Consider the following 25,631-nt stretch of genomic DNA (forward strand, 5'->3'; position numbering starts at 1 on the left):
TGGGGGTGAAAATGCTATGGATGTTTATAAAATTCTTGAGATCAAGAAAAGTGTTTTTGAAGACAATGATAGACAAGCGGATTTGCTAAGGGAAGGATTAAAAAAAGAAAAGACATTTTTACTAAACTTAATGTCATCACCAGGTTCGGGTAAAACAACAACGGTTTTAAGAACAATAGAAGCTTTGAGGGATGAAATGAGTATTGGAGTTTTAGAAGCCGATATTGATTCAGATGTGGATGCTTACACTGTTGCACAGACTGATACAAAAGTAATCCAATTGCACACAGGTGGAATGTGTCATCTCGATGCAGATATGACCAAACAAGGTCTAGTAGGGCTTGGCACAGAAGGACTTGATTTTGTAATTTTAGAAAATGTAGGAAATTTGGTATGCCCAGCTGAATTTGACACTGGAGCAGTAAAAAATGCCATGATTTTAAGTGTACCAGAGGGGGATGACAAACCTTTAAAATACCCTTTAATGTTTTCCATTGTTGATGTTCTATTAATTAACAAGATGGATTCAATAGGCTTTTTTGATTTTGATTTAGAAGCCGTCAAAGAAAGTGTAAAAAAATTAAATCCAAATATCAAGGTTATCCCAATCACTGCTAAAACTGGAGAGGGAATAGATGAGTGGGCGCAGTGGATACGCACAGAAGTGAAAAAATGGAACACTATTTAAATCTTTTTTAGAGTAACCAGGTTTCGATTGAAAGGAGAAATAAATGTGGTAAAGAAAAAAGTACTTGAACTGGCCAATAAGATAAATGCTGGGATTACTAGCGGGATAGTAAAAGTAAAACCTACAGATCCAGAATATAGAATTCTAGAGCCCGTTGTTACAGATGAAATGGCAGAAATAGCACTTAAATTAGAAATTCGTAAACCTAAAAGCGTAAAGGAAATTGCAACTCTCTGCGGTAAACCAGCAGATGAGGTAGAAAAAATTCTATTTAAAATGGCAGTTGATGGTGTTATTAAATTAGAAGAGGAAGAAGGTGTTGATAAGTACTTCCTAGAGCTTTATGTTCCTGGTGTTATGGAATACATGGTTGCACATAAAGAAAATGTTGCAAAGTATCCAGTAATCGCTGAGTGTTTTGAAGAATATACAAGAAAATTAGGTGCATTAATGGCAGGAAACATTCCAATAGGAATGGGCGTAATGAGAGTTATACCAATTGAAAGCGCCATTGATGGGGATACAAGAAGAGCCTCTTATGAGGAAACTGCATACCTTCTTAATAAACATGAGGTGTTCTCTGTTGCAGATTGTGCATGTCGTACATCTATGAGAGTTATCGGTCAAGGTTGTGGACATACTGTTGAAGAAATGTGTATTCAGCTTGGACCAGCTGCTGAGTACTATATTCGTACAGGAAGAGGCAGAAAAATCACTAGGGAAGAGGCTATTGCTATTTGCAAGCAGGCTGAAAAAGAGGGTATGGTACATTCTATACCAAATTTATCAGGACCAGGGAATGCTCTTGCCATTTGTAATTGTTGCGGATGTTCTTGCTTTGGTCTTAGAAATACAACCTTCTATAAAAATCCTGATTGGTCAAGGTCAAACTATGTAGCAGTAGTGGATAAAGATAAATGTGTTGCTTGTGGAGAGTGCGTTGAGTATTGCCAAGCCAGTGCGGCAACACTAGGACAAAATTTATGTACAAAGAATCCTGCTCCCGCTCCTAAGGAAAAAGACACACCACGCGATACGAAGTGGGGAAAAGACAAATGGAATTTTGATTATCGTCATCGTAAATTCGTTGAGGAGAGTGGAACAAGCCCATGTAAATCTGAATGTCCAGCGCACATAGCTATCCAAGGGTATATCAAGATGGCATCTCAAGGTAAATATAGAGAAGCATTAGAACTTATAAAGAAAGAAAATCCATTGCCAGCAATCTGCGGACGTATTTGTCCAAGAAAGTGTGAATCTGCTTGTACAAGAGCAGATGTGGATGAAGCAATTGCCGTTGATGATATTAAAAGATTCATTGCAGAACAGGATTTAAATTCTAAGCAGCGTTTTGTACCTGAAAAGAATCTGCCAAAAGCAGAAAAAATAGCTGTAGTTGGGGCAGGCCCTGCGGGAATTTCTTGTGCTTATTTCCTAGCAATTGAGGGTTATAAGGTAACAGTGTTTGAAAAGCAAAAGGTGCTCGGTGGCATGTTAACACTTGGAATTCCGTCATTTAGGTTAGGAAAAGAAATAGTAAATGAAGAAATAGACATTTTGAAAGAATTAGGGGTAGAATTTAAAACAGGAATTGAGATTGGCAAGGATGTTCTTCTTCCAGAACTCAGAAAGAATGGCTACAGTGCATTTTATATAGCAATTGGTGCTCAAGCTGGTAGAAACATAGGTCTTGATGGCGAAAATGCGATAGGGGTAACAACAGGTGTAGATTTCTTACGCAAAGTAGGTTTAGGTGAAGATTTGAAAATGGAAGGACCAGCTATTGTAATTGGTGGAGGAAATGTTGCTATTGATGTTGCCAGAACCGTTGAAAGAATTGGTGCATCAAAAATAGATATGTATTGTTTAGAAAATAGACAAGAAATGCCAGCACTTGAAGAAGAAATTAATGAAGCATTGTCAGAAGACATTGCTATCAACAATTCCTGGGGTCCAAAACGAATTCTTCATGAAAATGGCCATGTTATCGGTGTGGAATTTAAAAAATGTATTTCTGTATTCGATGAAAATAGAAAATTTAACCCTAAATTCGATGAAAATACAACAAAGATTGTTAAAGCAAACAACGTGCTTATATCAGTTGGTCAAGGAATAGACTTAGGCGGATTATTAAAGGATTCCAAAATCGAATTAAATCCAAATAATACAATAAAAGCTGATCCAATCACTTTCCAAACAGGTGAACCTGATGTATTTGTCGGTGGAGATGTATTAACGGGTCCTAAGTTTGCTATAGATGCTATTGCGCTTGGAAAGCAAGGATCAATTTCAATTCATCGTTATGTTCATGGAGATAATTTGACATTATGCCGTGAGAGAGAATATCATGCTCTTGATAAAGAAAACTTAAACATGGATGGTTATGATCGCTTGCCAAGGCAAAGAGCCCTTCATGTAGAGGCAAGCAAAGCAAAAGAAACCTTTAAGGATTTGCGTGTTACATTTACGCAGGAACAAATAAAGAAGGAGACTGAGCGTTGCCTTAGCTGCGGTGCTACATTTGTAGATCAATATCAATGTGTAGGCTGTGGAGTTTGTACTACAAAATGTAAATTTGACGCAATTTCACTTATAAGAAAATATGACAGTTCTGGTTTAGATCTTAAGGCAATGAAACCTGCAGTTATAAAACATGTTATCAAACGTCAAGGGAAAATCGCAGTGAAAAATGCGAAAAAATTATTCTCATAATTAGTATTGATATTCTTTATATTTTGACAAGAGAGGTGAGTTAATTTGCATGAACTGGGAGTTGTATTTGAAATTATAAAAACTGTTGAAAATTTTGCAGAACAAAACCAATTAAAAAAAATCGATACATTGGTTCTTCAAATTGGTGAACTTTCATCGATGATTCCGAGATATATTGAAGCCTGTTACCCAGCTGCAGTGGAGGGTACGGTATTGCAAGATACGAAACTTGAAATTGAAGTTTTACCGGGGAATGGTATTTGCAAAAAGTGTAATAAAGTTTTTAATTTAATTGAGAATAGTAATACATGTCCAAAGTGCGGAAGTAAACATTGGGAGTTATTATGTGGGAAAGAGTTTATGATAAAGGAAATCATTGCATGCTAAAATAATATTTAGAGACTGATAAAAGGGGTGTTCATATTTATGAACCCCCTTTTATCAGTGCGCCCGGAATGGTTGTAGTTTATATATTAAAAACATAATTGTTAAAATATTAAGTTTGACCTCTTATTTCTTCTAGTTTAAAGTGTAATAACATTTGGATTTTAATAACATTTGTTAAGGTTTGGTTAACTGTGGAGTCTAAACTAATTAACTCATCAATATTTGTAGCAAGAGCGATTCCTCTTTGTATTTTTTCGCCTTCTACATTTATTATATGGGCTAATTCTATTTCTTGTAATGCTATTGATTCAATTATATCTGTTACTGCTTGTGATTTACAACGAGGGGTTACACCTTTATTTGAAATATGACATCTTTTGCAATCTTCATCAGAGACCCTCACATTAGGAGCGTGTAAATAATAATAATGGTTTCCACTTTTAATAATATCCATAATATACCTCCATTAAAGGACAATATTTATATGTTATATAATCATCAATTATTTTTTGAAACTATTAATATGGAACCAAGTTTAACTTTAAATTTAAACTTGATCCCCATAAATTGATACAGGTAGAGTCATTTACTAATATTCACACTCAGGTTCTTTTTTTGGAATAAATTTAGCTATCTCTTCTAATTTGAATTGTAATAACATCTGAATTTTAATAACATTTGTTAATGTATCTTTTATTGAAGCATTTAGTCTAACTAACTCATCGATATCACAAGCGAGTTCTTTTCCTTTTTGTATTTTTTCGCCTTCAGCATTTATTATATGAGCGAGTCCTGTCTCCTCTAATGCTATTGATTCGATTATATCTGTAATTGCTTGTTCCCTAGTTACTGGATATTTAGGTGCTTGAATTACTGGTGCTGACATATAAACATCTCCTATATATTTATTTTTTACGTATTCTCATTTAAATTGTTCAATCATTATTACAATAATATAATATGTAGCAACACTACTAATTGCCCTTGAATTTCACTTCGTTTAAAAATATAAAAGCCTCTTCATACAATCTACATAACCTTGGATTATAATACCAATATAGATTGTTTGGAGGTGTTATTATGGATTGTTCAACTTTAGTTCAATGTATTCATGAATGTATCGCACATGGCGTACGTGGTCAAGAATTAGCAAATTGTATTATGATGATGGTAAAGGCTAAATAGACTTTTTTAAATTTAACATTTATGTTACTTTAAAATAGAAATAAAGAATACTTTTTACTACAAAAGTATTCTTTATTTCTATTTATTTATTAGTTCATCGGTTATTCTCAAGATAAAGAGATCTATTTTGTTAAATTTAAAAGAACTATGTTATGATAAACATACAAAGAGGGCAACATATGATAAACTAGTAAGACTAACAAAACTTACGAGGAAGAATAGAGGTGTATTAAAATGGAATTTATCAATGGCATATTTAATAAAAAAACCCAAAATGTAATAAATGATTACATAAATAAACTTCCAGAAGATATACAGTACATAGATTCTTATATAGAGACAATGAAACCAGCCTTAGCGAAGAATAATATAACTACTGTTGAATTATTTTATTCATTTGATGGAAGAGAGTTATTCGATAAAATCAAGAATGAAAATTCATCGAAGAATATTTTAGTTCTATACAAAGGAAATATTGATAATGTAATCGCAAAAAATGGATATATAAATGTGTATCATTCAAAAAAAGGCAATTACTCTTTAGTTGTTTTTCAACATCAATTTATATATGAAGAATTATTTGGAGTTGAATTATGGAATGATGGAAGTTCAACACCTCAGAAAATACATGCATTTAACTGTTACATAGCAGAAAAAATTAATTATTTTGCAGGTATGAAATGTAAGGTTATGGGTATTGGTATTGGAAATATCAACAAGAAACAGTATCAAAATTTAATGGAAGATTATCACAACATAGTTAAGACACCATTAAATAAAACAACTCCAGGTAAAGTAGCAATATATACAGGAGTTGCATCAACAATTGGGGCCGGATTGCTTTTAGGTCTAAAGATATGGTCGAAAAAGGGAAAAAAATAATAAAGAAAATTATATGTTTAATAAAATAAGTCACGCTTATATTAGCGTGACTTTTTTATGCTATATTTCAGATAGTTTTTTTAAATGCTTTTCAGAAATTTCATTTATTTTATCCACTCTCAATTTATATTTTTTAGTATCAACAAGAAAATCTGTAGTTAACCATGTATTCACGATTTCAAGTGCTATCCCTGAACCAATTATTTTTGCACCGATACAAAGGACATTTGTATTAGAATGTGAACGTGCTAATTTTGCACAAAATGGATCTTGAAATAGATCATTTAAAATCAGTAAAAGGAACCAAGGCAATGCTCGTTATTGGTTCTCAAAGATGAATAAAGGATGGAACAGTTCCAAAGATACAAGAATTATTGAAACAAGCTAATATTGAAACTTCAATATTTTCAGGAGTTGAAAATGATCCTTCAGTTGCAACAGTTATGAACGGTGTTGAAGCTATGAACAATTTTAATCCTGATTTAATAATTGGTATAGGTGGGGGAACTCCAATAGATGCTGCTAAAGCAATGTGGATATTTTATGAGTATCCAGAATTCACTTTCGAAGAAGCTGCTAAACCATTTAACTTACCAGAGCTTAGACAAAAAGCTAAGTTTATAGCTATATCAACTACAAGTGGTACTGTGGTACAGAAGTAAATTTCTAAATATATACAAAAGGTATAGCTAATTAAATTAATAATTAGCTATACCTTTTATTTTTTATATAAATAAATAGATTTTAAGATTTATGATTTGGGTGATTGTAATTATCTACAAAATACTTTCCCCATTTATCCATTGCTTCTAAAATAGGAATTAAATCTTCTGCCATTTTAGTAAGTGAATATTCAACCATAGGCGGTACTTGAGAATAAACAGTCCTATGAACTAGTCCATCTTCTGGCATAGTATCACTTCCTTGTACCATAATTATATATGAAAGGTACTAGTGAAAGCAATTTTCAAAAATTCATTCATAAGACAAGTGGTTATTTTAAAATAGTTTATATTTTACCACTTACCTAAACTCATATGTCCTGCAAGCTCAGCCTTTGATCTTTGTTTAATAGTCCAAGCTTCATTTTTTGCTTGTGTAAAGGCTGCTAAACATTTAGGATCAAGATTATCTTCTATTCCTTCTTGACTAAGGAATGCTATTTTTTCTGCTAACGCTATGATTTCAATATGAATATCATTTGATTTATTTGAACGATAAATTTTTTCAGCTGCTTCGCTGCTCAATTCTTCAAATTTATTTGCATCCACACCACATTTAGGACAGTTTTCTGGAGCACCCTCACTTACATAACCACAAACAGTACATTTAAATAATTTTTTCATATTTATTCCTCCTATTATGTATATATATTTAATTTTGAACTAAGTAGAAATTAGTAATTTCTTATTAAATTCTATTGTTTATAAAGGAATAATAACATAGCAATTGGTATTTGTAAAGAATTGTTTTTAATTAATAATAAGTATTTCATAAGCGAAATAAATCATGAATTTCAGCAGTTATTCTTAACATAGTTTTTAGATTTATCAGATGAATATATGTAGCATACCATGTAATGATACATATAATATAGCATAATTAGTTACATAGTTTGTCACCATAGATAATTACTTAAATTTAAAAAGGTGGTGAGATTATGCAACTAATATATTTATTTACCATAGCATTTCTTAATAGTATAGATAATATAGGTGTAGGAGTAGTATATAGTGTGGCAGGTGTAAAAGTTAAGTTATTTAGTAATATAATATTGGTTGTACTTGCTTTTGGAGTTTCTTTTATTGCTGCACTTTCTGGAAAATTATTATCTAACTTTCTTAGTGAGGAAGCATGCTCGATTATAAGTATGCTAATTTTAGTAATCATGGGAGTCAACATGATATTATCAGCCTACAATAAGAAATTAAATGTTGATACTCATAAAGTTAAGGAATTAAAATATAAGGAAGCATTATATGTAGGTGCTGCCTTAGCATTTGATGATATAGGCAGTTCAGTTAGTTCTGCATTGATAGGATATAGTCCATTTATGATATCTCTTCCGTTCTTCATAATTAGCTTGGCAATTTTCTTTTTTGGTAATTATACATTAAAGTATACTACCAAATTCAAATTAGGGAATATACCTACTATTGTAGCTGGGGTTATGATGATTTTATTAGGTATAAGTCAAATTTTTGGATAGTAACAAATAAAAACCACTGAAAGTTTGGTTTTCAAACTATTTCAATGGCTTTTATTTGTTACTATTTATTAAAACTTACAAGTATAAATAGTTCTATTTTGATAAGCGGTGTAAACATACTTAATTTATGTTAATTATGGTATTATTAAGTAGGTATTAATATTCTGGATGTAAGATAACAGTAATTGATTCAAATTTAAATCTATTCTAATATTATATTTCTAGTAAAAGAAGCTGAAATGGAATATTAAAAGGAGATAAAGAAAGGAGTAGTTATGATTATGAGGATTAGTACCTTGAATTTATTATCAAAAGATGCTTCAAAAAATCTTAGAAACAATGCTACTAGTAGTATTAGCTCAATTGCTTCAATAATGGCAACGCTATTTATCTTAGGAATATTTGTGCTATTCATGTTGAACCTTAAAATGGGCATAATCGGAATATATTCTCAATTTGGATTACGGGTTACTTTAAAAGATAATATAAAAATTACTGACCGACAAAATATATATAAAAAAATACAAGCATCAAATCTTGCAACCGATATTACTTTTGAAAAGAATACTCCTCTACCAGACTCATATACAATTAAAGTGAATGGAGCGGATGGTATATCTAAAATAATTTCTCAACTTAAGGGCGTCCAAGGTATAAATAAAATTAACAGTGGTCAAAATGTTCCTATGAATATTTTGGGAATGATTAAAATGATTCAATGGTTAGGAATGATACTTTTCATTATACTTATGATAGCAACTTTTTTGTTAATTAAATGGACAATAAAACTTACAATATATCCAAGACTTAATGAAATTAATATAATGCAATATCTTGGTGCAACAGACGGGTTTATTAGAGGCACATTTATTTTCGAGGGAATGATAACTGGTTTTTTAGGAGCAGTGTCCGCAGTAATAGCAATTTACTTCTTATATAGTTTTGCATATAGACAATCAAATTCTTATTTTGCTACAAGATTCATTAGTTTTATAGACCCATCTTTTATATTCACAACTATATCATGGAGTTTTATACTTATTGGAATAATTCTTACTAGCTTAGGAAGCATTTTTGTTATAAAAAAATTCTTGATTATATGATTTAAATCATCTATTATATTGATAAAGTCCGAAATGATTGTATTAGATAAAGTGGTTAAATATTATACAGGGAGCAGGGGAGTAAAATGAGTTCTAACAGACATTTAAAGTTTTCATTCAATATAGGTAAAACTAAGCCAAACAGTATTAGAAACAAGAAGACTCCATGTCCATTTTGTAATCGAGAAGCGTTAACGGATATTATAGATGAAGACGGACAATTCATTTTAGTGAAAAATAAGTATCCTACATTAGAAGATACACATATGACAGTGCTAATAGAAACAAGTAGTTGCGATGTTGATATTAGAATGTATGATAAAGAATATATGAGAAGTTTGTTAAGATTTGGAGTTCGTCATTGGCTGGATATGGAGAAAAGTGGTGATTATAAATCTGTAATTTTTTATAAAAATCACGGACCTTATTCTGGTGGAACTATCAATCATGCACATATGCAGATTGTCGGACTAAAATCTATAGATTATAAAGAATTTTTGAAGGACGAGTTTTTTGAAGGAATAGTAATAAATGATTCAGATGGATGTGTGCTTAATGTTTCGACTAAACCTAAAGTTGATTTTACCGAGTTCAATATTATAATAAACGATATTAATAATTTAGATATAATGGCTGATAATATACAGAAAGTCGCTTCTTATATATTAAAAGATTTTTATGTGAAATGTGATAGTTTTAATCTTTTTTTCTATGAATGGAAAGGGAGTATAATCTGTAAAGTTATACCTAGATTAATTACATCTCCATTATTTATAGGTTTTAATATTTCTCAAGTTACAAGCGAAAAAGATGAAATGGTTAGTCAAATTAAACAGTTGTATTTTAAATCTTAATTTATAAATCAACTAATAAACTCTATTGATTATAATTTTTAAAGTGCCGTATATTTTTGATGAATATAAAAAGATAAAGTTCGTTTGAAGTATATTCCAAACAAAAGTAGGTTGACAAATTCAATATTTTATTATAAAATTAATTATATATTTTAATAAAACCTCAATTTTATATGTGGGGTAGAGGCGCGACATTTAACAGTCCTTAGTGGAGTTTGAGAAGCATGGATACTAAGGAGAAGGAAAGGTCGCCGAAGCAAATAAAAACTCTAAATTATTTGCTGGGTCTGCAGTTAAGAGCTGCAGGACTGTCTCAATAAACTTCCCGGTTTATTGAGTTGCGCTATCTCATTTGGGAAAAGAAGGTTTAGGGACAACGAATGTTGAGACCTGAGTTTATCTCAGGTCTTTTTTGTTTGGAAAAAATCCTGATAGGATTAATTAATGTCACGGAATGTAAATGTGACATTTATAATTTAAATATATATAAATTTATTTAAAAAAAGGAGTGGAGTAGTTATGAAAAAGAAATTATCATTATTAATAGCAGTATCTCTATCAGCAGTTATGCTCTTAACAGGATGTGGGTCAAGTAGTAGTTCGAAAACATTTAAAGTTGGTCTTGAAGCTGGATATGCACCATTTAACTGGACTCAAATGGATGATTCTAATGGTGGCGTTAAAATTGAAGGCGGCAAAGAATATGCAGGCGGATATGATGTAGAAATCGCTAAAAAGATTGCTAAGGATTTAGGTAAAGAATTAGTTATAACTAAAACTGAATGGGATGGTCTTGTACCAGCATTAACTTCAGGCAAAGTGGATGCAATTATTGCAGGTATGTCACCTACAGCAAAACGTGCAGAAGTAATTGATTTCTCTGACAACTACTATAAATCAGATTTAGTTATGGTTGTTAAAAAGGGTGGGAAATATGATGCTGTTACCTCTATTAATGATTTTAAGGGAGCAAAAATAACAGCTCAATTAAATACATTCCACTATACAGTAATAGATCAAATTAAAGGTGTAAAAAAGGAAACAGCTATGGATAACTTTCCTACAATGAGAGTTGCTCTTGAATCAGGAATGATTGATGGATATGTATCAGAACGTCCAGAAGGTGTTAGTTCACAGGCTGCAAATAAAAACTTTAAGATGGTAGAATTTAAAGAAGGATTTACTACATCAGAAGAGGATACATCAATTGCTGTAGGTCTTAAAAAAGGTAGTGATTTAGCTGAAAAAATCAATAAAACATTAGCGGGCATATCTGAGGCAGATCGAAAAAGCATTATGGATACTGCTATAAAGAACCAACCAGCAGCTAAATAGTTAAGGAGGAAAAAAATGAGTTTTGAATCAATAGTGAAAATAGTTTCAGATTACTGGCCAATGTTTATGCGAGGAGCAGGTACTACACTCTTAATTTCCATGGTTGGTACTATTATAGGATCTTTAATTGGATTATTAATAGGGGTTGTGCGTACTATTCCAATTCCTGAACGAGGAATAAAAAAAGTTTTGCTTAAAGTCGTTAATGCTATTCTTTTTGTTTATATAGAGATATTCCGTGGAACGCCAATGATTGTACAAGCAATGGTAATCTATTACGGATCTGCTTTAGCATTTGGTATAGATATGAACAGGTTATATGCAGCGATCTTTATTGTTTCAATTAATACAGGTGCTTACATGTCAGAAATTATACGTGGTGGTATTGTATCTATAGATAAAGGACAATTTGAAGCAGCTCATGCTATAGGTATGAATCATTTTCAAACTATGATTAATGTAGTAATACCACAAGTAATTCGAAATATTCTGCCAGCAACGGGTAATGAATTTGTAATCAATATAAAAGATACATCAGTACTTAATGTAATTGCCGTAACAGAATTATATTTCCAAACAAAATCAATTGCAGGAAACAACTATTTGTATTTTGAAACATTTTTCGTTGCATGTGTTTTGTATTTTATAATGACATTCACAGTAACAAGAATTTTGCGTTATATCGAAAAGAAGATAGATGGTCCAGAAAATTATGTTATGAATGCTAATCAAATGCAGGTGTAAACTCATTAAGACATAGGATTTAAAGCAAAAATAGTGGTGGGAATAAATATTAGATTAGGAGCATAAAAATATGGAAAAAGTAATTGATATACAACATTTAAGTAAATCCTTTGGTACTCATGAAGTGCTAAAAGACATTGATTTTTCAGTGAATAAAGGGGAAGTAGTCTGCGTTATAGGTTCTTCTGGATCTGGAAAATCAACGCTTCTTCGGTGTGTTAACCTTTTAGAAAAACCAAGTGGTGGTGAAATCATCTATAAAGGAGAAAATATTTTAGATGATAAACATGATATCTACGCATACCGAACAAAGCTTGGTATGGTGTTTCAACAATTTAACTTATTTAATAATCATAATGTTTTAGGAAACTGCGTGGTTGGACAAATGAAAGTGTTAAAACGTTCCAAAGAGGAAGCAGAAAAAGTAACTATGAAATATTTGAAAATCGTTGGGATGGAGGAATTTGTTAACGCAAAACCAAAACAATTATCTGGTGGTCAAAAGCAACGTGTAGCTATTGCAAGAGCACTTTCTATGGAGCCAGATGTTATGCTCTTTGATGAACCAACATCAGCTCTCGATCCTGAGATGGTAGGTGAAGTTCTTAAAGTTATGAAGGAACTTGCTGAGTCTGGTCTTACTATGATAATAGTAACTCATGAAATGGCATTTGCAAAAGAAGTATCTGACCGTGTTATATTTATGGATAAAGGGGTTATAGCCGAAGAAGGAAGTCCAGAGCAAATTTTCAATAATCCAACTGAGGAACGTACCAAGGAGTTCTTAAAGCGCACATTAAAGCAGATGTAATATAATTTGCAATATATTATAAATAGAAACAACAGAAAAAGCTTATTTCATAGAGATATCTATGGGATAAGCTTTTTCTTATTATTTAATAATAAATTGATAAACTTTATTATTAAAGTAAAAGTAGGTTGGAATTAAAGTAAATAGTTGATATATTATTAATATAAAGGTTTACATTTTAAAGTTGATGGTGTATTCAACTGTGGAGTTTGTAAATATAATGGTGAATATCTATTGTTATGCAGAGTTGCAGAATCTGTTAAAGTCTATAAAGAAGATGAAGTAAAGATACCTATAGTAGTAAATGTAGATGGAAAGGATATAATAGATATAGTTTCCTTTAATAAGAAAATAGATACGGAGTATGATTATTCAGACTCTCGTTCATTAGGGATTATTGAAAATGGTGGAGCAAGAAAAATTGCCTACTTAACTTCATTATCACATATAAGAATTGCAAGATCAAAGGACGGAGAAAACTTCAAAATAGAAGATGAAGCCTTTATTAAACCTATAGCTTCCGAGGAGGAATGGGGAATAGAAGATCCAAGAATAACTCAAATAGAAGATACTTATTATATAAACTACACATCTGTAACTAGAAATGGCGCTGCAACTTCATTAGTCTCTACAAATATAGCATTTAACAGACCAGTTCCATATGCAATTGGTGGGGCGGATATGTGGATTGCGGAGTCTCCAGATTTAGAACATTGGAGAAAACAAAAACATTTTTATGGTGTTTCAAATGAAGAATCATGGGAAAATGGAAGAGTTGTTGGTGGAGCAGTACCATTCTACTGTTAGAGTTGAAAAAGATTTAATGGGGCGTAAGGCTTTACAAAGGTTATTGTGGAGAATGGATAACAAAAGTGATATGAATGAAAATATAATCATGAGTGTTTCCGTAGTAGAAAGAGATTCAGTAGGTTTTAAAAAGTGAAAATCATAATTGGATGTGAAAAAATGGAAAAAGAATATTATTGTCCTGAGTGTAATACAAAATTAGAAAAAATGATTGGCTGTGGATCAATAAGCTATTTTTGCGGAAAATGCAAAAAACTAATATCAAGGAAAAGAATTTTAGAAGGAGGGCAAAACAAACTGATAAAAGGGAGGTCATTTTACTTATGAACTCCCTTTTAATATATTTATATATTCAATTTTTAATTAAGTAGAGTATAGTGATTTATTTTAATTAAAGTAATTTATATTTATCAATTAAACTTATACTCATTCTTCCTAAAAAATAAGAAATATATTGATATTAAACTATAAATATGGTAGGATTATTATGGAATTAAAGTAAAAAAATATATTAAGAAAATTAAAATTAGAAACCAGTATTGTTTCTACTAGTTTTAAAAATTAGCAAATAGATATAAATTATTTTTCTGAAATAAGATGGGTTGCCAATCTTTTTTAGAAGATCCAACTAATATGTAAAGGGGTTGTTGAATTATGGAAGAACAAAAGATAAACATAATTATTGTTGATGACAACAAAGAGTTTTGCGAGATCCTTAAAAATTATATGCTGATAGAAAAGGATATTGTTGTTACTGGCATGGCACAGAATGGAGTAGAAGCATTAAAATTAATTGAAGAAAAAAAACCCGATTTAGTAGTGCTTGATATAATTATGCCTATTCTTGATGGTTTGGGTGTTCTAGAGAGACTAAATACAATGAAGTTAGATCCGTTTCCTCGTGTAATAGTTTTATCAGCAATTGGTCAAGAAAAAATAACCCAAAGAGCATTATTACTAGGAGCAGATTATTACATTGTAAAGCCTTTTAATATGGACGTATTAATTAGAAGAATAAGACAGACGTTAAATAACACTATAAGTAATGACGATGTAAAAAAACCGCTTACTGATACTGCAGAAAGTAAAATTAATATAAATCAACGAGAACCAGTTGATATGATTGCCCAAATAACTAATATTATACATGAAATTGGAATTCCTGCACATATAAAAGGTTATATGTTTTTAAGGGAAGCGATAAATATGGTAATGAATGACTTTGAACTTTTATCAGCAGTTACAAAAGAATTGTACCCAGCAGTAGGTAAAAGATTTAATACCACCTCTAGCAGGGTAGAAAGGGCAATGAGGCACGCAATAGAGGTTGCATGGACTAGGGGGCAAGTAGAAACAATTAATAAAATTTTTGGATATACCATTCGTAATGAAAAAGGTAGCCCTACTAATTCAGAATTCATAGCAATGGTGGCTGACAAGCTAAGATTAGAAAATAAGGTTAGTTAAATTAGTATTTATACTTTTTATCGCTACGGCGAGGTCACAAGACCTCTATGGGTTATTATAACAACCCATAGAGGTCTTTATTGTCTGCAATTTTATACGTTATCTATTTATATTTACATTAGAAACAATATATGGTATTTTTAACAAATGAGGTTATATTCTGTACTGGCTGCAGCTATTGTATGCCATGCCCAGCAGGTGTTAACATTCCAATGATTTTTGGTTATTATAATAATAAACATATGTTCCATGATAAAACACCTCAATATGAATACCTAGGCATGACAATAGGAACAGATGGTGGTAAACCCTCATATGCTTCATTGTGTAAAAATTGTGGTAAATGTGAACAACATTGCCCTCAGAAATTGCCAATACGAAAACATTTAAAGGAAGTTTCAAAAGATATGGAAGGTTTTTATTTCAAACCCGCTGCAACTTTGATCCACGGCTACTACAAAATACGAAGTATAATGAGCCCTAAAATTAAATAACACTTATGATTGTTGTTCATAGTTTACTTAAGCACTGACATTACTGTTAGTGCTTTTATTTAACTTTTCAAGATAGCTTAAACGTTGTGATTATTTAAAAATATATGTATAATAAACACATATAAATGAAACAAAAACAAGAGATTTTTTAAGAGTAAAAGGATCGCCTGTTGGAATTATAAAGTATAGAGAATATAGAGAGGAGAATAGAGATATGAAATTAAGTTATAGAAATAGAAATATTATTCTTTTGTGTATAGGGTTCATGTTAATAGGATTACCTGTTTTTAAGATGGTTTTTAAAATTAATATTGATGATAAAATTTTCGCAAATATAGGGAATGGTCTTTTAATGGTGGCGGTTTTAATTTTTATTGTAGGGAAAAAAAAGAAAGTTGAAGAAGTTAAAGAAGTTGTAGAAAATATAGAAGACAAACATTTATAAATCAGTTTAGTGAATATTAGTACCGCCCTATTACTGGACTATATAAGCTTTAATATGTAATGATTGAATTTATTCGTAAAAAGTGTTATAATATTAATGGTAAACTCACTAGAATGTCTTTACTATATAAAATTAAGAGAAAAATTGCAATTAAGAATAGAATATACTGAAGAGCCTATTTTTATAGGCTCTTTTTTAGTGATAAAGAGAGGTAATAATATGATAAAAGTTGATAATTTGTCCTACTCATTTCCGCAAAAGGATCTATATAAGAATATTTCATTTACATTAGAAGAAGGTCAGCATTGTGCTTTTATAGGAACAAATGGCAGCGGGAAAAGTACACTGATAGATATAATTATGGATCCAGAAAAATATATGTTTGACGGCACGCTCGAGATGGACCCAAATTGTAGTATTGGGTATGTAAGTCAATTCTCACAACAGGGCGAAACAAAAGAAATTACAGTTTTCGAATATATAGGCGAAAAATTTATTAAAATGCAAAATGAAATAACATCTATTTGCAGTGAAATGGAAACATCTTCTGATATTGATTCACTACTAGAAAAGTATCAACAAGCTTTAGATGCATTTGAAGTAATTAATGGGGATGATTTCGAAAATAAGATTAATAAAAACCTAAATCTTGCAGGCTTAAGCAAATATAAAGATGTAATGATATCTGCACTTAGTGGTGGGGAATTCAAACTTATTCAAGTAATTAAGGAAATGCTAAATAGCCCAGACTTAATGATTATGGATGAACCTGATGTGTTTTTAGACTTTGAAAACCTTAATGCTCTTAAAGATCTAATTAATTCACATAAGGGAACAATTTTAGTTATTACGCACAACAGATATCTATTGAATCATTGTTTTAATAAAATCTTGCATCTTGAAAACATGGAGCTACAAGAGTTTGATGGAAACTATATTGAGTATAGCTTCTTTTTACTTCAAACGAAAATTGAGTTACAGGAACTTGCTGCTGCTGATGATGAAGAACTTCATCGGAATGAGATGTTAATAAAGAAATTTAGATTTGAGGCAACGGAGTATAATCAATCTGCTAAAGGGAAATCTCTAAATGCTAGAGTTAAAATTCAAGAAAGATTAGAAGAAAGTAGAGTTAAATCGCCATTTGTAGAGATTAAAGAGCCGAATATCAGTTTAGATATAGATAATGAAATGGTTGAAACCATTGCTTTAAAAGTTACTGATTACAGTGTTAGCTTTGATGATCTGCTTCTAGAAAATGTTAACTTTGAAATTAAATCTACTGATAAAGTAGCCATTGTCGGGCCAAATGGTACCGGAAAAACGACTTTACTCCGAGAAATATTTAAAAACAATAATGATTCGATTGAGATAAATGAAGATGTTGAAGTGGCTTATTTATCTCAAATTCAAGGCAAAACACTAAATGAGTCTAATACCATACTTGAAGAGTTCTTCGAGGCTGGGCTCAAAACTAATCAAGAGATTATAGAATATATTTTAGGTTATGGTTTTGAAGAAGAATACATTAATCAAAAGATAGGGTCTTTGTCTGGTGGAGAAAAAAATATACTTCAATTGGCAAAAGTTTCTGCTAGTAAAGCAAATATGTTGCTTCTTGATGAACCGACAAGTCATTTAGACACCTATTCACAAATAGCACTGGAAAAAGCCATAGAAAATTATAAAGGTGCGATTCTAATGATTTCTCATGATTTCTATTCTGTAGTAAATTGTATGGATTTTGTTTTAATGATTGAAGATAAGACAATTCGAAAAATGAGTATGCGAAAATTTAGAAAGATGATTTATGCGAGTCATTTTGACAAAGACTATTTAGAAATTGAACAAAAGAAAAAATTACTTGAAACAAAAATAGAATTGGCTTTAAAAGATACTGATTTTGAGCTTGCAAAAGAGTTATCGCAGGAGCTTGAAGAGTTGATTAAGTTACTCAAAGTTTAGTAAGTAGTCAGCAAATAAAGATAATAAATCCAGTAGAGAGCAGCAATAGCTTTCTACTGGATTTATTGTTTGTATGTAAATAAAGCATAGATTGTATAATTATTATGACTATTGCAAATAACTAAATATATTCATATAGTCACAATATTGAAAAAGATCGTTTTATGTCGAAAGCGTGTTATAATAATTTATTCATAAAATAAAAAGGGGGGTTTGACTTATGCATAATAAGTTATCAAAAGATGCATATGGTGGCGTAGAGGGTAAAGACTACGTACCGTACATTTCAAATGGTTCTAAATCTGGTGGAAACGTTGCAGTATTAATAATTGGTATTTTTTTAGCCGTTATATTCGCAGCATCAACTGCCTATTCAGGTATGAAATCTGGACTTACAGTTGCTGCTGGTATACCTGGATCTATAATAGGTTCAGCACTTATAGCCGCATTCTCTAAGCAAAAGGGTATATTCGGAAAAAACTTAGTTCAAGGAATGGCAAGTGGTGGAGAATCCGTTGCTAGTGGTATAATATTCGTTTTACCTGCAATTCTTTTAATAGGTGCTAAAGTTACATTCTTAGAAGGTTTTATTGTTGGTGTAGGCGGAGTTTTATTTGGTATAGGAATAGCTTCTCTTGTTCACAATTACTTAATGGTTGAAGAACACGGTAAATTAATGTACCCTGAGTCAATGGCTATATCTGAAACACTTGTTGCTTCAGAAGGTGCTGGAGACGCTATAAAGTACATGGGAATAGGGTTTGGAATAGGTGGTATTATAACTGTTGTAACTAGTTCATTTTTGAATGTAACTAACAACGTTATAAGCTTTGTTAACGAATCTTTCTACAAATGGAAATTTGAAATTGAAGTTAACCCTCTATTATTAGGTATAGGATTCATAGTTGGTTTAGATGTTGCTTTAACTATGTTTGCTGGTTCTATATTATCTAATTTCGGTATCATGCCTTTAATAGGTTATTTCGCATCGCTTGGGAAAGATGGTGCAACTGTATGGAATAATCCTGATGTTGCTATAAATGCTATGCAAGTTAAACATATAGCTGGTAGTTATGTGAAATATATCGGTGCTGGTATGATGATTTCTGGTGGGTTAATAGGTGCTATAAAGCTTATACCTACTATAATATCTTCTTTAAAAGAAACTATGAGTGCTAAGTCTTCAAACGGTTCTGGAAGTTCATCTTCAGAAAACATAATATTACTTGGTGGTATAGTAATCGCTTTTATAGGAGGGTTCATGATATCTGGTGGTAATATATTAATGGCAATAGTTGCTTCTATTTTGTCATTATTTTTATCACTACTATTTGCTATAGTTTCTGGTCGTTTAACTGGTACTATAGGAACTTCAAATCTTCCTGTATCTGGAATGACTATAGCTTCTCTAGTTCTTGTAACATTATTATTTGTTGTAATGGGATGGAAAAGTCCTACAAATAACAGATCTTTACTTTTATTTGGTACATTTATAGTTACTGTTATATCTGTAGCAGCTGGTTATTGTCAATCACAAAAAGTTACTTTCATAGTAGGTGGAGACAAAAATGAAATGCAAAAATATTATGCTATAGCTGGTGTAGTTGGTGTTGCAGTAGTTGTTGGTACTATATTATTACTTTCTAATAAACTTGCAATTACTGGTGATAATGTTCAGTTTGCATTACCTCAAGCTAACTTAATGGCAACATTAACAGGTGGTATAATGTCAGGTACATTACCTTGGGTTATGATAATTGCTGGTGTTGTTATGGGAATCGTTTTATTCTTATTAAAACTTCCTATAATGACAATTGCTATAGGGTTCTACCTACCAATAGCTACAACTTCTATAATATTAATAGGTGCATTTATTCGTATATATATAGAAAAAACTTCTAAATCTGAAACAGAAAAAGAAGTTAAAGTTTCTAATGGGATAAGTTTATCTTCTGGACTTGTTGCCGGTGGTTCAATACTCGGACTTATAGGTATAATACTTCAAGTAACAGGTGTTATAAAAGGAAATGGGCCAAGTGGATTTGCTGCTTCTAATGGAATAGCATTTGTAATATTAATAGGTCTAATAATAGCTACTATAATACCTATAATGAACAGCAAGGTAAAAAATGCTAAAAAATAATGCAGATGTTTTAAATATGATATTTAGAATCTCTGATAATTTAGAGTACGAAGTAGATAAAGACAATATAGTGACTATACTCGAAAAACAAGAGCATATGATCCAAAAGTTATTTAGAAAACTTAAATTCAGAATTCCAGAGTATAAAAAAACTTCTTTAGATGAATATGGAAGTTGTGTGTTTTTACAAATAGATGGCAAGAAAACTGTAGAAGATATTGGAGAAAGTTTAGTAGCAAAGCATGGTGATAAAGTTAAACCACTTTATGAAAGACTATTGTTGTTCTTAAACCATATCGATGTTAATTGTCACTATATAACAAAATAAATTTACAAGAGTACTTATGTAAAAAAATAAGGAGTAGTTCACTTTTAGTGAGCTACTCCTTAAACATATATAAATATATTTGATTTAATTAAGTAGAGTATAGTAATTATTTATTATATTTATCTAATAAATAATAATTATTTAGAAGGAAATAACTCTTAAATGTAGAATAGATATTATGAAAGATTATTTTAAGGAGGTCAAATAAATGCCAAAATTTGAAATTCCAAAAGATAAGGACGGAATAAAGAAACAAATTAAAGCCTTACAGAGCCTATTGATTATAGATGATAAGACAAGAGATAGCAAAAGTAAGCAAATACATCATGATGAAATTAAAGCCCTTAAAAAAGCATTAAGTCTCCTATAAAAGATATTAACTATTCATATAAGTTAAACAGATACTTGTAAATGAAAAGAAAAGTATTAAGGCGCAAAATGCTGTAATCCTTTTCTTTTTATTGATTTGAAGCTATATTTGACAATGGCTTTAAATTTAAATTATGGTGACGAGCATAAGTTTATTTTTTCTTGAACTCCTTATTATCTAAAATAATAACGCCTGAATTATCTTCCTTTGCAGCTTTCTTTGTGTGATTTACAACTTTTATAACGTCCTTGTATGATTGTTTAGCTCCACTTACAAGCAAGGGAACTCCTATAAAATCAATTTTTAGCCATCTAGAAAATAATCCACCAAACGTCATTTGTAATGGAACAGTTGGTGACGTATTGGAAAATATAATTTTCTCATTTAATAGATTTTCTTTATGAAGCATAGAAGCTAAATTATATAATCCTGGAATTAAAACCTTTGAACGGCCCCTACCTACAGCATAGACTTTATTTCCATCTTCATCATTTCCATAATAAAAAAGTTCTCCACGATTACCATATACTAACTTATTAAAGTTAGGCAATTCCAATATTTCATCCTTAGTCGGTTCTCTGGTTTCATCCAGTATTTTTAAGTGATAAGAAATTGCTAAAATAGATGAGTGAGTACCCCCGTAACAATTATATATGTATATCATTTAAATCACCTGTTTCCTTATTTTTTAGTTTTGTTTTAGTAATTGTAGTATATGCATTAAAAATTGATATTAAACATTTTATTAATCCAAACCTAATCCCTTAATAATTTCATTGATCTGTGTGCGCTTCCATTAGCATTAACAATATCATCATCTGTAAGGCCTGCCTCAACTGCAATATCATAAGCTTTACCAAAATACCCTACATATTCAGATTTGTGTGAATCGCTCCCCAATGAAAATTTAACACCCAACATCTTTAACTTTTTTATTGTTTCAATATCCATATTCCTATGACTTCTGTTAATTTCCAAAGCAGTATTTCTTTGAGCAGCAACCTTTCCAATTTCGATAATATCTGGATTAACATGTTCTAAAGGATGATTTAATATTGTAATATCATATTTATTAATAGCATTAATTGCAGCTTCTGTATAATTCCTTAATAAAAATGGATTTTGTAATGCTCCGGGATGATAGCCCGCACAAATTATGTCCAGGTAATCAATTACTTCATCTTTAATATCTATATCCCCTTTTTTGGTAATAATATTACATTCTACGCCAAGAAGAATCTTAAAGCCATTCTCTATAAGTAACGAACTCTTATTAAGATCGTCGATTAATTTACGTAATTCTACATACTGATTTAGTTTCATCCCGAAGGTAATATGTTTATAACCATGATCAGTTATGGCGATTTCTTTTAACCCTCTTTTTATTCCAGCTTTGACATTCGATTCAATAGTTCCTTTTGCATGTTCTCCCAAGATAACATTAAATAAAGGAATATGACCCTTTGCAATATTAGTATGAGTATGATAGTCTGCAATAATCTTAAAACTCATTTTATCCCCTCCATGATTTAATATCTCTTAATTAGCTACACTCTTATCCAATTTTATTTTACCCATATTACTAAATAATACTTACATTCTACTATTTACGCATATCTCACTTGACTTTTATATATAATATTTGTAAGATATAAAAAAGTGGGTGATTAGAATTAAGGAACTTTTTAAAGCTTATAAAAGGAATATAATATTTTGAATTATACTTATAATATTTTTGTGTTTTTCTATAACTATCGCAGCTATTTCTATGTTTTTTATATCTTATTACACGCAAAATATATGGTTATTACGGCTTTCGTGTGCTTTGATTTATAGTATATTGCCTTCTATTTGTTGTTTGATTTTTAATGTGAAATATGCAAAACAATTTGAAAATAAACTTTTAACATTTTTGAAATTTTCAATGTTCTCATATATTCCTATTTTTGTATTAGGATTTATAATATCCTTGCTTGTAAGCAGTAAATAAATATATTGTTAATAAGGGGAGTTCACTTTGTGAACTCCCCTTATTAACAATATATATAAATATTTAATTTTAATTTAAGTAGAGAATAGTACTTTTAAATTTAAAGTATTTTTACTTTGTCTTATCACATATATTTAAGACCTCTTATTTATAAAATTGTACTAACCTCTATAAACTTTAACAACTTAATCTGAACCATTGGACTATCCCCTTTCTATTAGCAATTATTTTACTTTATCTAATGAGGGTAAATATCTTTGTGGAATCACTTCCACTTCTTGAACTAATTAAATTCTGTTGCTTTTATTATGAATTAATAATACCATACTAATGAATGTCTGTAAATAACTATTTTCAATTAATAACAAATATCTCCGGAGTAATATAAAGAAATATATTTGGTGGTTTAGGATTAATGGTTTAAAATATTTCACGAAAACATGTCAATATTTCTAAGCCTTTTTTAATTTTAGAAAGGAAATTTTTAAAATAAGGGAATATAATAAAGTTACGTATACGTTTATATGCTGAAATTTAAAAACTGGAGGATGAGAATTATGTTTAAGAAAAAACTTGGTAAGTTGAAGAAATTCATCTCTAATACACTTGTTGTATCGATGACAATTTCATCATTGCTACTTACAACCACTGTAAGTGCTGCAACAACATCATTAGAATTAAAGTACCAATGTGGTGATGCAGCAAATGGAAATGCAGTAAAGCCATACATATCACTAATAAATAATGGTACAAGTAGTGTTGCATTATCCGATATTAAGGTAAGATACTGGTATACAAAAGATAGTAGCGTATCAGAGAATTTTGTAGTAGACTATTCTCCTACTATTAGTGCGAGTAACATAACAGGTGCCTTTGAAGATGTTACAAATGGTCACTATTTGGAGACTGGATTTGCAACAGTTGCAGGAAACTTAGCAGTTGGTGGTAATACTGGTACATTAAAATTAAGAGCTAACAAGAGTGATTGGTCTAACTATACACAAACTGATGATTACTCATTTGACGCAACAAAAACAAGTTTAGCAGATTGGACTAAGATAACAGTTTATTATCAAGGACAGCTTGTATGGGGAACTGAGCCAGGTGCAGTTACAAATCATGCACCAGTACTCAATACAATCGGAAGCAAAAGTGTAGTGGCAGCTAGTGCACTTACATTCACAGTTAGTGCTACAGATGCAGATAGTGATACATTAACATATAGTGCTAGTGGTCTTCCAACAGGAGCAACCTTTAACACTTCGACAAAAACATTTACATGGACACCAACAATTTCGCAAGTGGGAAGTTATACACCTACATTTACAGTAAGTGATGGGCAAGTTACAGATAGTGAAACACCAACCATTACAGTTACTTCATCAGCATCTACTAATAATGCACCAGTAATTAATACAATTGGAAGTAAAAGTGTAGTAGCAGCTAGTGCACTTACATTCGTAGTTAGTGCTACAGATTCAGATGGGGATGAATTAACATATAGTGCTAATGGTCTTCCAACAGGAGCGACCTTTAACACTTCGACGAAAACATTTACATGGACACCAACAACATCACAAGTAGGTAGTTATACACCTACATTTACAGTAAGTGATGGACAAGTTACAGATAGTGAAACACCTAATATTACCGTTGCGGCTCAATCATCAGGTACTAAAATTATTTGTTCGACGGTTGCTCAGATTCAAACCGCTTTGACAAATGCAGCGCCAGGAGATGATATTGTTATAAAGGCTGGTACTTATACTGGTGCAAAAACTACTTTAGATGGTAAATCAGTATATTTTAACTCAGCAAATAATGGAACATCAGCAAAGCATATTACTATCGAAAGTGAAGATGCATCTAATCCAGCTGTTTTATCTGGTTCATCTATTACATCAGCAGGATATGCACTTTATATTACCGGAGATTATTGGGATATTAAAAACCTTAAAGTTACTGGCGCGCAAAAAGGTATTGTGTTAGATAATTCAAATCATTCGCTTATCTATGGCTGTGAGGTTTATGGAGTAGGTCAGGAAGGTATCCATTTACGCGATGGTAGTTCAAATTGTATCGTAGACAGTTGCAATGTACATGATACAGGAACCGGAAGTAGTTCTGACAAAGGGTACGGAGAAGGAATATATGTTGGTTCAGATAATGGATCTTGGTCATCATATGCCTATGCATGTGACAACAACATTATTCAAAATTGTAGTGTTGGTTATAATGTAGCAGCAGAATGTATTGACGTAAAAGAGGGAACTCAAAATACTGTAATTCAAAATTGTATATTTGACGGAAGTGGAATGTCTGGAGTTAACTCATCAGATGATATGGTTGCTCTTAAAGGAGCTAATGCAGTATTATATAATAATCTATTTAATCAAAATGGCAATTCAATCATTTCAGATGCAATTCATTTAAATAATCGTGGAACTGTCTATTCAGGAACAGGAACAGGAATTTACTATAATACTTTCAACATGGACAGTGCAACTGAATATTTAGTGCAAAGTAAACAAGGAGCATGTACTTACAAAGTATGGGGTAATACAAGAAATCCAGCTGGGAATACGTGGGGAACAAATTCTGGAACAACATTTACAAGTACAAATCCGGGTTCGTCTTGGCCACAACCATAATATTAACGGGTAAAGCTGACATATGGATATGAGGCGGTATATGTTAAGATTACTAGCTATT

General features: G+C 31.1%; 28 protein-coding genes, 1 pseudogene and 1 riboswitch. Of the genes and pseudogenes, 22 read left to right on the forward strand and 7 right to left on the reverse strand.

The window, feature by feature from the left end; genetic code table 11:
• The first annotated feature begins 16 nt into the window (after positions 1–16).
• The 3 genes from hypB to KPL55_RS00535 are packed head-to-tail and all read left to right on the forward strand — an operon-like array spanning position 17 to position 3,787.
• Positions 17–688: a hydrogenase nickel incorporation protein HypB gene (gene hypB / locus KPL55_RS00525; protein ID WP_216304748.1), complete on the forward strand. Its 672-nt coding sequence runs from the start codon at positions 17–19 to the stop codon at positions 686–688.
• 45 nt (positions 689–733) lie between these two features.
• The gene (locus tag KPL55_RS00530) at positions 734–3,400 is read left to right on the forward strand and encodes an FAD-dependent oxidoreductase (protein ID WP_216304749.1); all 2,667 of its coding nucleotides are present in this window, start codon (positions 734–736) and stop codon (positions 3,398–3,400) included.
• Between the two features lie 45 nt (positions 3,401–3,445).
• Complete coding sequence (locus KPL55_RS00535; protein WP_216304750.1) at positions 3,446–3,787, forward strand: hydrogenase maturation nickel metallochaperone HypA/HybF; 342 nt, start codon at positions 3,446–3,448, stop codon at positions 3,785–3,787.
• Positions 3,788–3,896: 109 nt separating this feature from the next.
• Here KPL55_RS00535 and KPL55_RS00540 read toward each other — a convergent pair whose 3' ends face one another.
• Positions 3,897–4,241, reverse strand: coding sequence for an alpha-helical endospore appendage domain-containing protein (locus KPL55_RS00540; RefSeq protein ID WP_216304751.1), 345 nt, complete (start codon positions 4,239–4,241; stop codon positions 3,897–3,899).
• A gap of 135 nt (positions 4,242–4,376) precedes the next feature.
• On the reverse strand, positions 4,377–4,673 hold the full coding sequence (locus tag KPL55_RS00545) for an alpha-helical endospore appendage domain-containing protein (RefSeq protein ID WP_216304752.1): 297 nt from the start codon (positions 4,671–4,673) through the stop codon (positions 4,377–4,379).
• Positions 4,674–5,206: 533 nt separating this feature from the next.
• Here KPL55_RS00545 and KPL55_RS00550 point away from each other — a divergent pair.
• Complete coding sequence (locus tag KPL55_RS00550; RefSeq protein ID WP_216304753.1) at positions 5,207–5,854, forward strand: hypothetical protein; 648 nt, start codon at positions 5,207–5,209, stop codon at positions 5,852–5,854.
• Between the two features lie 60 nt (positions 5,855–5,914).
• On the opposite strand, the gene KPL55_RS00555 is transcribed toward KPL55_RS00550, so the two are convergent.
• Positions 5,915–6,166: an RpiB/LacA/LacB family sugar-phosphate isomerase gene (locus KPL55_RS00555; protein WP_246599250.1), complete on the reverse strand. Its 252-nt coding sequence runs from the start codon at positions 6,164–6,166 to the stop codon at positions 5,915–5,917.
• Here KPL55_RS00555 and KPL55_RS00560 point away from each other — a divergent pair.
• A pseudogene (locus KPL55_RS00560) lies at positions 6,118–6,501 on the forward strand (iron-containing alcohol dehydrogenase); the annotation flags it as partial. The gene KPL55_RS00555 and the pseudogene KPL55_RS00560 overlap by 49 nt on opposite strands.
• Before the next feature lie 97 nt (positions 6,502–6,598).
• On the opposite strand, the gene KPL55_RS00565 reads toward KPL55_RS00560, so the two are convergent.
• Together KPL55_RS00565 and KPL55_RS00570 are read right to left on the reverse strand one after the other, a co-directional pair.
• A complete protein-coding gene (locus tag KPL55_RS00565) occupies positions 6,599–6,766 on the reverse strand; it encodes a winged helix-turn-helix transcriptional regulator (RefSeq protein ID WP_246599251.1) in 168 nt (55 codons plus the stop codon).
• A gap of 104 nt (positions 6,767–6,870) precedes the next feature.
• Positions 6,871–7,200 (reverse strand): rubredoxin-like domain-containing protein, encoded by a 330-nt coding sequence (locus KPL55_RS00570; RefSeq protein WP_216304755.1) that lies wholly within the window; start codon positions 7,198–7,200, stop codon positions 6,871–6,873.
• Between the two features lie 314 nt (positions 7,201–7,514).
• On the opposite strand from KPL55_RS00570, the gene KPL55_RS00575 reads away from it, so the two are divergent.
• The 16 genes from KPL55_RS00575 (at position 7,515) to KPL55_RS00650 (ending at position 20,929) form a co-directional block, all read left to right on the forward strand.
• The gene (locus KPL55_RS00575) at positions 7,515–8,063 is read left to right on the forward strand and encodes a manganese efflux pump MntP (protein WP_216304756.1); all 549 of its coding nucleotides are present in this window, start codon (positions 7,515–7,517) and stop codon (positions 8,061–8,063) included.
• Between the two features lie 281 nt (positions 8,064–8,344).
• A complete protein-coding gene (locus tag KPL55_RS00580) occupies positions 8,345–9,166 on the forward strand; it encodes a permease-like cell division protein FtsX (protein ID WP_246599252.1) in 822 nt (273 codons plus the stop codon).
• A gap of 86 nt (positions 9,167–9,252) precedes the next feature.
• Positions 9,253–10,020: a DUF4931 domain-containing protein gene (locus KPL55_RS00585; RefSeq protein ID WP_216304758.1), complete on the forward strand. Its 768-nt coding sequence runs from the start codon at positions 9,253–9,255 to the stop codon at positions 10,018–10,020.
• A gap of 173 nt (positions 10,021–10,193) precedes the next feature.
• Positions 10,194–10,374: riboswitch (Lysine riboswitch) on the forward strand.
• 165 nt (positions 10,375–10,539) lie between these two features.
• A complete protein-coding gene (locus KPL55_RS00590; protein ID WP_216304759.1) occupies positions 10,540–11,355 on the forward strand; it encodes a transporter substrate-binding domain-containing protein in 816 nt (271 codons plus the stop codon).
• A 15-nt stretch (positions 11,356–11,370) separates the two neighbouring features.
• The gene (locus KPL55_RS00595; RefSeq protein WP_216304760.1) at positions 11,371–12,099 is read left to right on the forward strand and encodes an amino acid ABC transporter permease; all 729 of its coding nucleotides are present in this window, start codon (positions 11,371–11,373) and stop codon (positions 12,097–12,099) included.
• A 70-nt stretch (positions 12,100–12,169) separates the two neighbouring features.
• Complete coding sequence (locus KPL55_RS00600) at positions 12,170–12,910, forward strand: amino acid ABC transporter ATP-binding protein (protein ID WP_216304761.1); 741 nt, start codon at positions 12,170–12,172, stop codon at positions 12,908–12,910.
• Positions 12,911–13,144: 234 nt separating this feature from the next.
• Complete coding sequence (locus KPL55_RS00605; protein ID WP_246599253.1) at positions 13,145–13,717, forward strand: glycoside hydrolase family 130 protein; 573 nt, start codon at positions 13,145–13,147, stop codon at positions 13,715–13,717.
• Positions 13,692–13,853, forward strand: coding sequence for a hypothetical protein (locus KPL55_RS00610; RefSeq protein WP_216304762.1), 162 nt, complete (start codon positions 13,692–13,694; stop codon positions 13,851–13,853). The genes KPL55_RS00605 and KPL55_RS00610 overlap by 26 nt, the downstream gene beginning before the upstream one ends.
• A gap of 23 nt (positions 13,854–13,876) precedes the next feature.
• Positions 13,877–14,044 carry a YfgJ family double zinc ribbon protein gene (locus KPL55_RS00615; protein ID WP_216304763.1) on the forward strand — a complete coding sequence of 56 codons (168 nt, stop codon included), beginning with the start codon at positions 13,877–13,879 and terminating at the stop codon, positions 14,042–14,044.
• A gap of 327 nt (positions 14,045–14,371) precedes the next feature.
• Positions 14,372–15,184 carry a sporulation transcription factor Spo0A gene (gene spo0A / locus KPL55_RS00620; protein WP_216304764.1) on the forward strand — a complete coding sequence of 271 codons (813 nt, stop codon included), beginning with the start codon at positions 14,372–14,374 and terminating at the stop codon, positions 15,182–15,184.
• Between the two features lie 131 nt (positions 15,185–15,315).
• The gene (locus KPL55_RS00625; protein ID WP_216304765.1) at positions 15,316–15,678 is read left to right on the forward strand and encodes a 4Fe-4S dicluster domain-containing protein; all 363 of its coding nucleotides are present in this window, start codon (positions 15,316–15,318) and stop codon (positions 15,676–15,678) included.
• Between the two features lie 214 nt (positions 15,679–15,892).
• On the forward strand, positions 15,893–16,123 hold the full coding sequence (locus KPL55_RS00630) for a hypothetical protein (RefSeq protein ID WP_216304766.1): 231 nt from the start codon (positions 15,893–15,895) through the stop codon (positions 16,121–16,123).
• Positions 16,124–16,342: 219 nt separating this feature from the next.
• Positions 16,343–18,088, forward strand: a complete 1,746-nt coding sequence (locus KPL55_RS00635; RefSeq protein ID WP_216304767.1) for an ABC-F family ATP-binding cassette domain-containing protein — start codon at positions 16,343–16,345, stop codon at positions 18,086–18,088.
• 220 nt (positions 18,089–18,308) lie between these two features.
• Positions 18,309–20,231 carry an OPT family oligopeptide transporter gene (locus tag KPL55_RS00640; protein ID WP_216304768.1) on the forward strand — a complete coding sequence of 641 codons (1,923 nt, stop codon included), beginning with the start codon at positions 18,309–18,311 and terminating at the stop codon, positions 20,229–20,231.
• Positions 20,218–20,559 carry a PqqD family peptide modification chaperone gene (locus KPL55_RS00645; RefSeq protein ID WP_216304769.1) on the forward strand — a complete coding sequence of 114 codons (342 nt, stop codon included), beginning with the start codon at positions 20,218–20,220 and terminating at the stop codon, positions 20,557–20,559. The genes KPL55_RS00640 and KPL55_RS00645 overlap by 14 nt, the downstream gene beginning before the upstream one ends.
• 208 nt (positions 20,560–20,767) lie before the next feature.
• Positions 20,768–20,929, forward strand: coding sequence for a hypothetical protein (locus KPL55_RS00650; protein ID WP_216304770.1), 162 nt, complete (start codon positions 20,768–20,770; stop codon positions 20,927–20,929).
• 151 nt (positions 20,930–21,080) lie between these two features.
• Here KPL55_RS00650 and KPL55_RS00655 read toward each other — a convergent pair whose 3' ends face one another.
• Together KPL55_RS00655 and KPL55_RS00660 are read right to left on the reverse strand one after the other, a co-directional pair.
• On the reverse strand, positions 21,081–21,593 hold the full coding sequence (locus tag KPL55_RS00655; protein ID WP_216304771.1) for a DUF3189 family protein: 513 nt from the start codon (positions 21,591–21,593) through the stop codon (positions 21,081–21,083).
• A gap of 92 nt (positions 21,594–21,685) precedes the next feature.
• Positions 21,686–22,441 carry a PHP domain-containing protein gene (locus KPL55_RS00660; RefSeq protein WP_216304772.1) on the reverse strand — a complete coding sequence of 252 codons (756 nt, stop codon included), beginning with the start codon at positions 22,439–22,441 and terminating at the stop codon, positions 21,686–21,688.
• 1,035 nt (positions 22,442–23,476) lie between these two features.
• Here KPL55_RS00660 and KPL55_RS00665 point away from each other — a divergent pair.
• A complete protein-coding gene (locus KPL55_RS00665; protein WP_216304773.1) occupies positions 23,477–25,570 on the forward strand; it encodes a cellulose binding domain-containing protein in 2,094 nt (697 codons plus the stop codon).
• The last annotated feature ends 61 nt before the right edge of the window (positions 25,571–25,631 follow it).

The organism is Clostridium lacusfryxellense (assembly GCF_018861735.1).
Lineage (GTDB): Bacteria > Bacillota > Clostridia > Clostridiales > Clostridiaceae > Clostridium_AD > Clostridium_AD lacusfryxellense.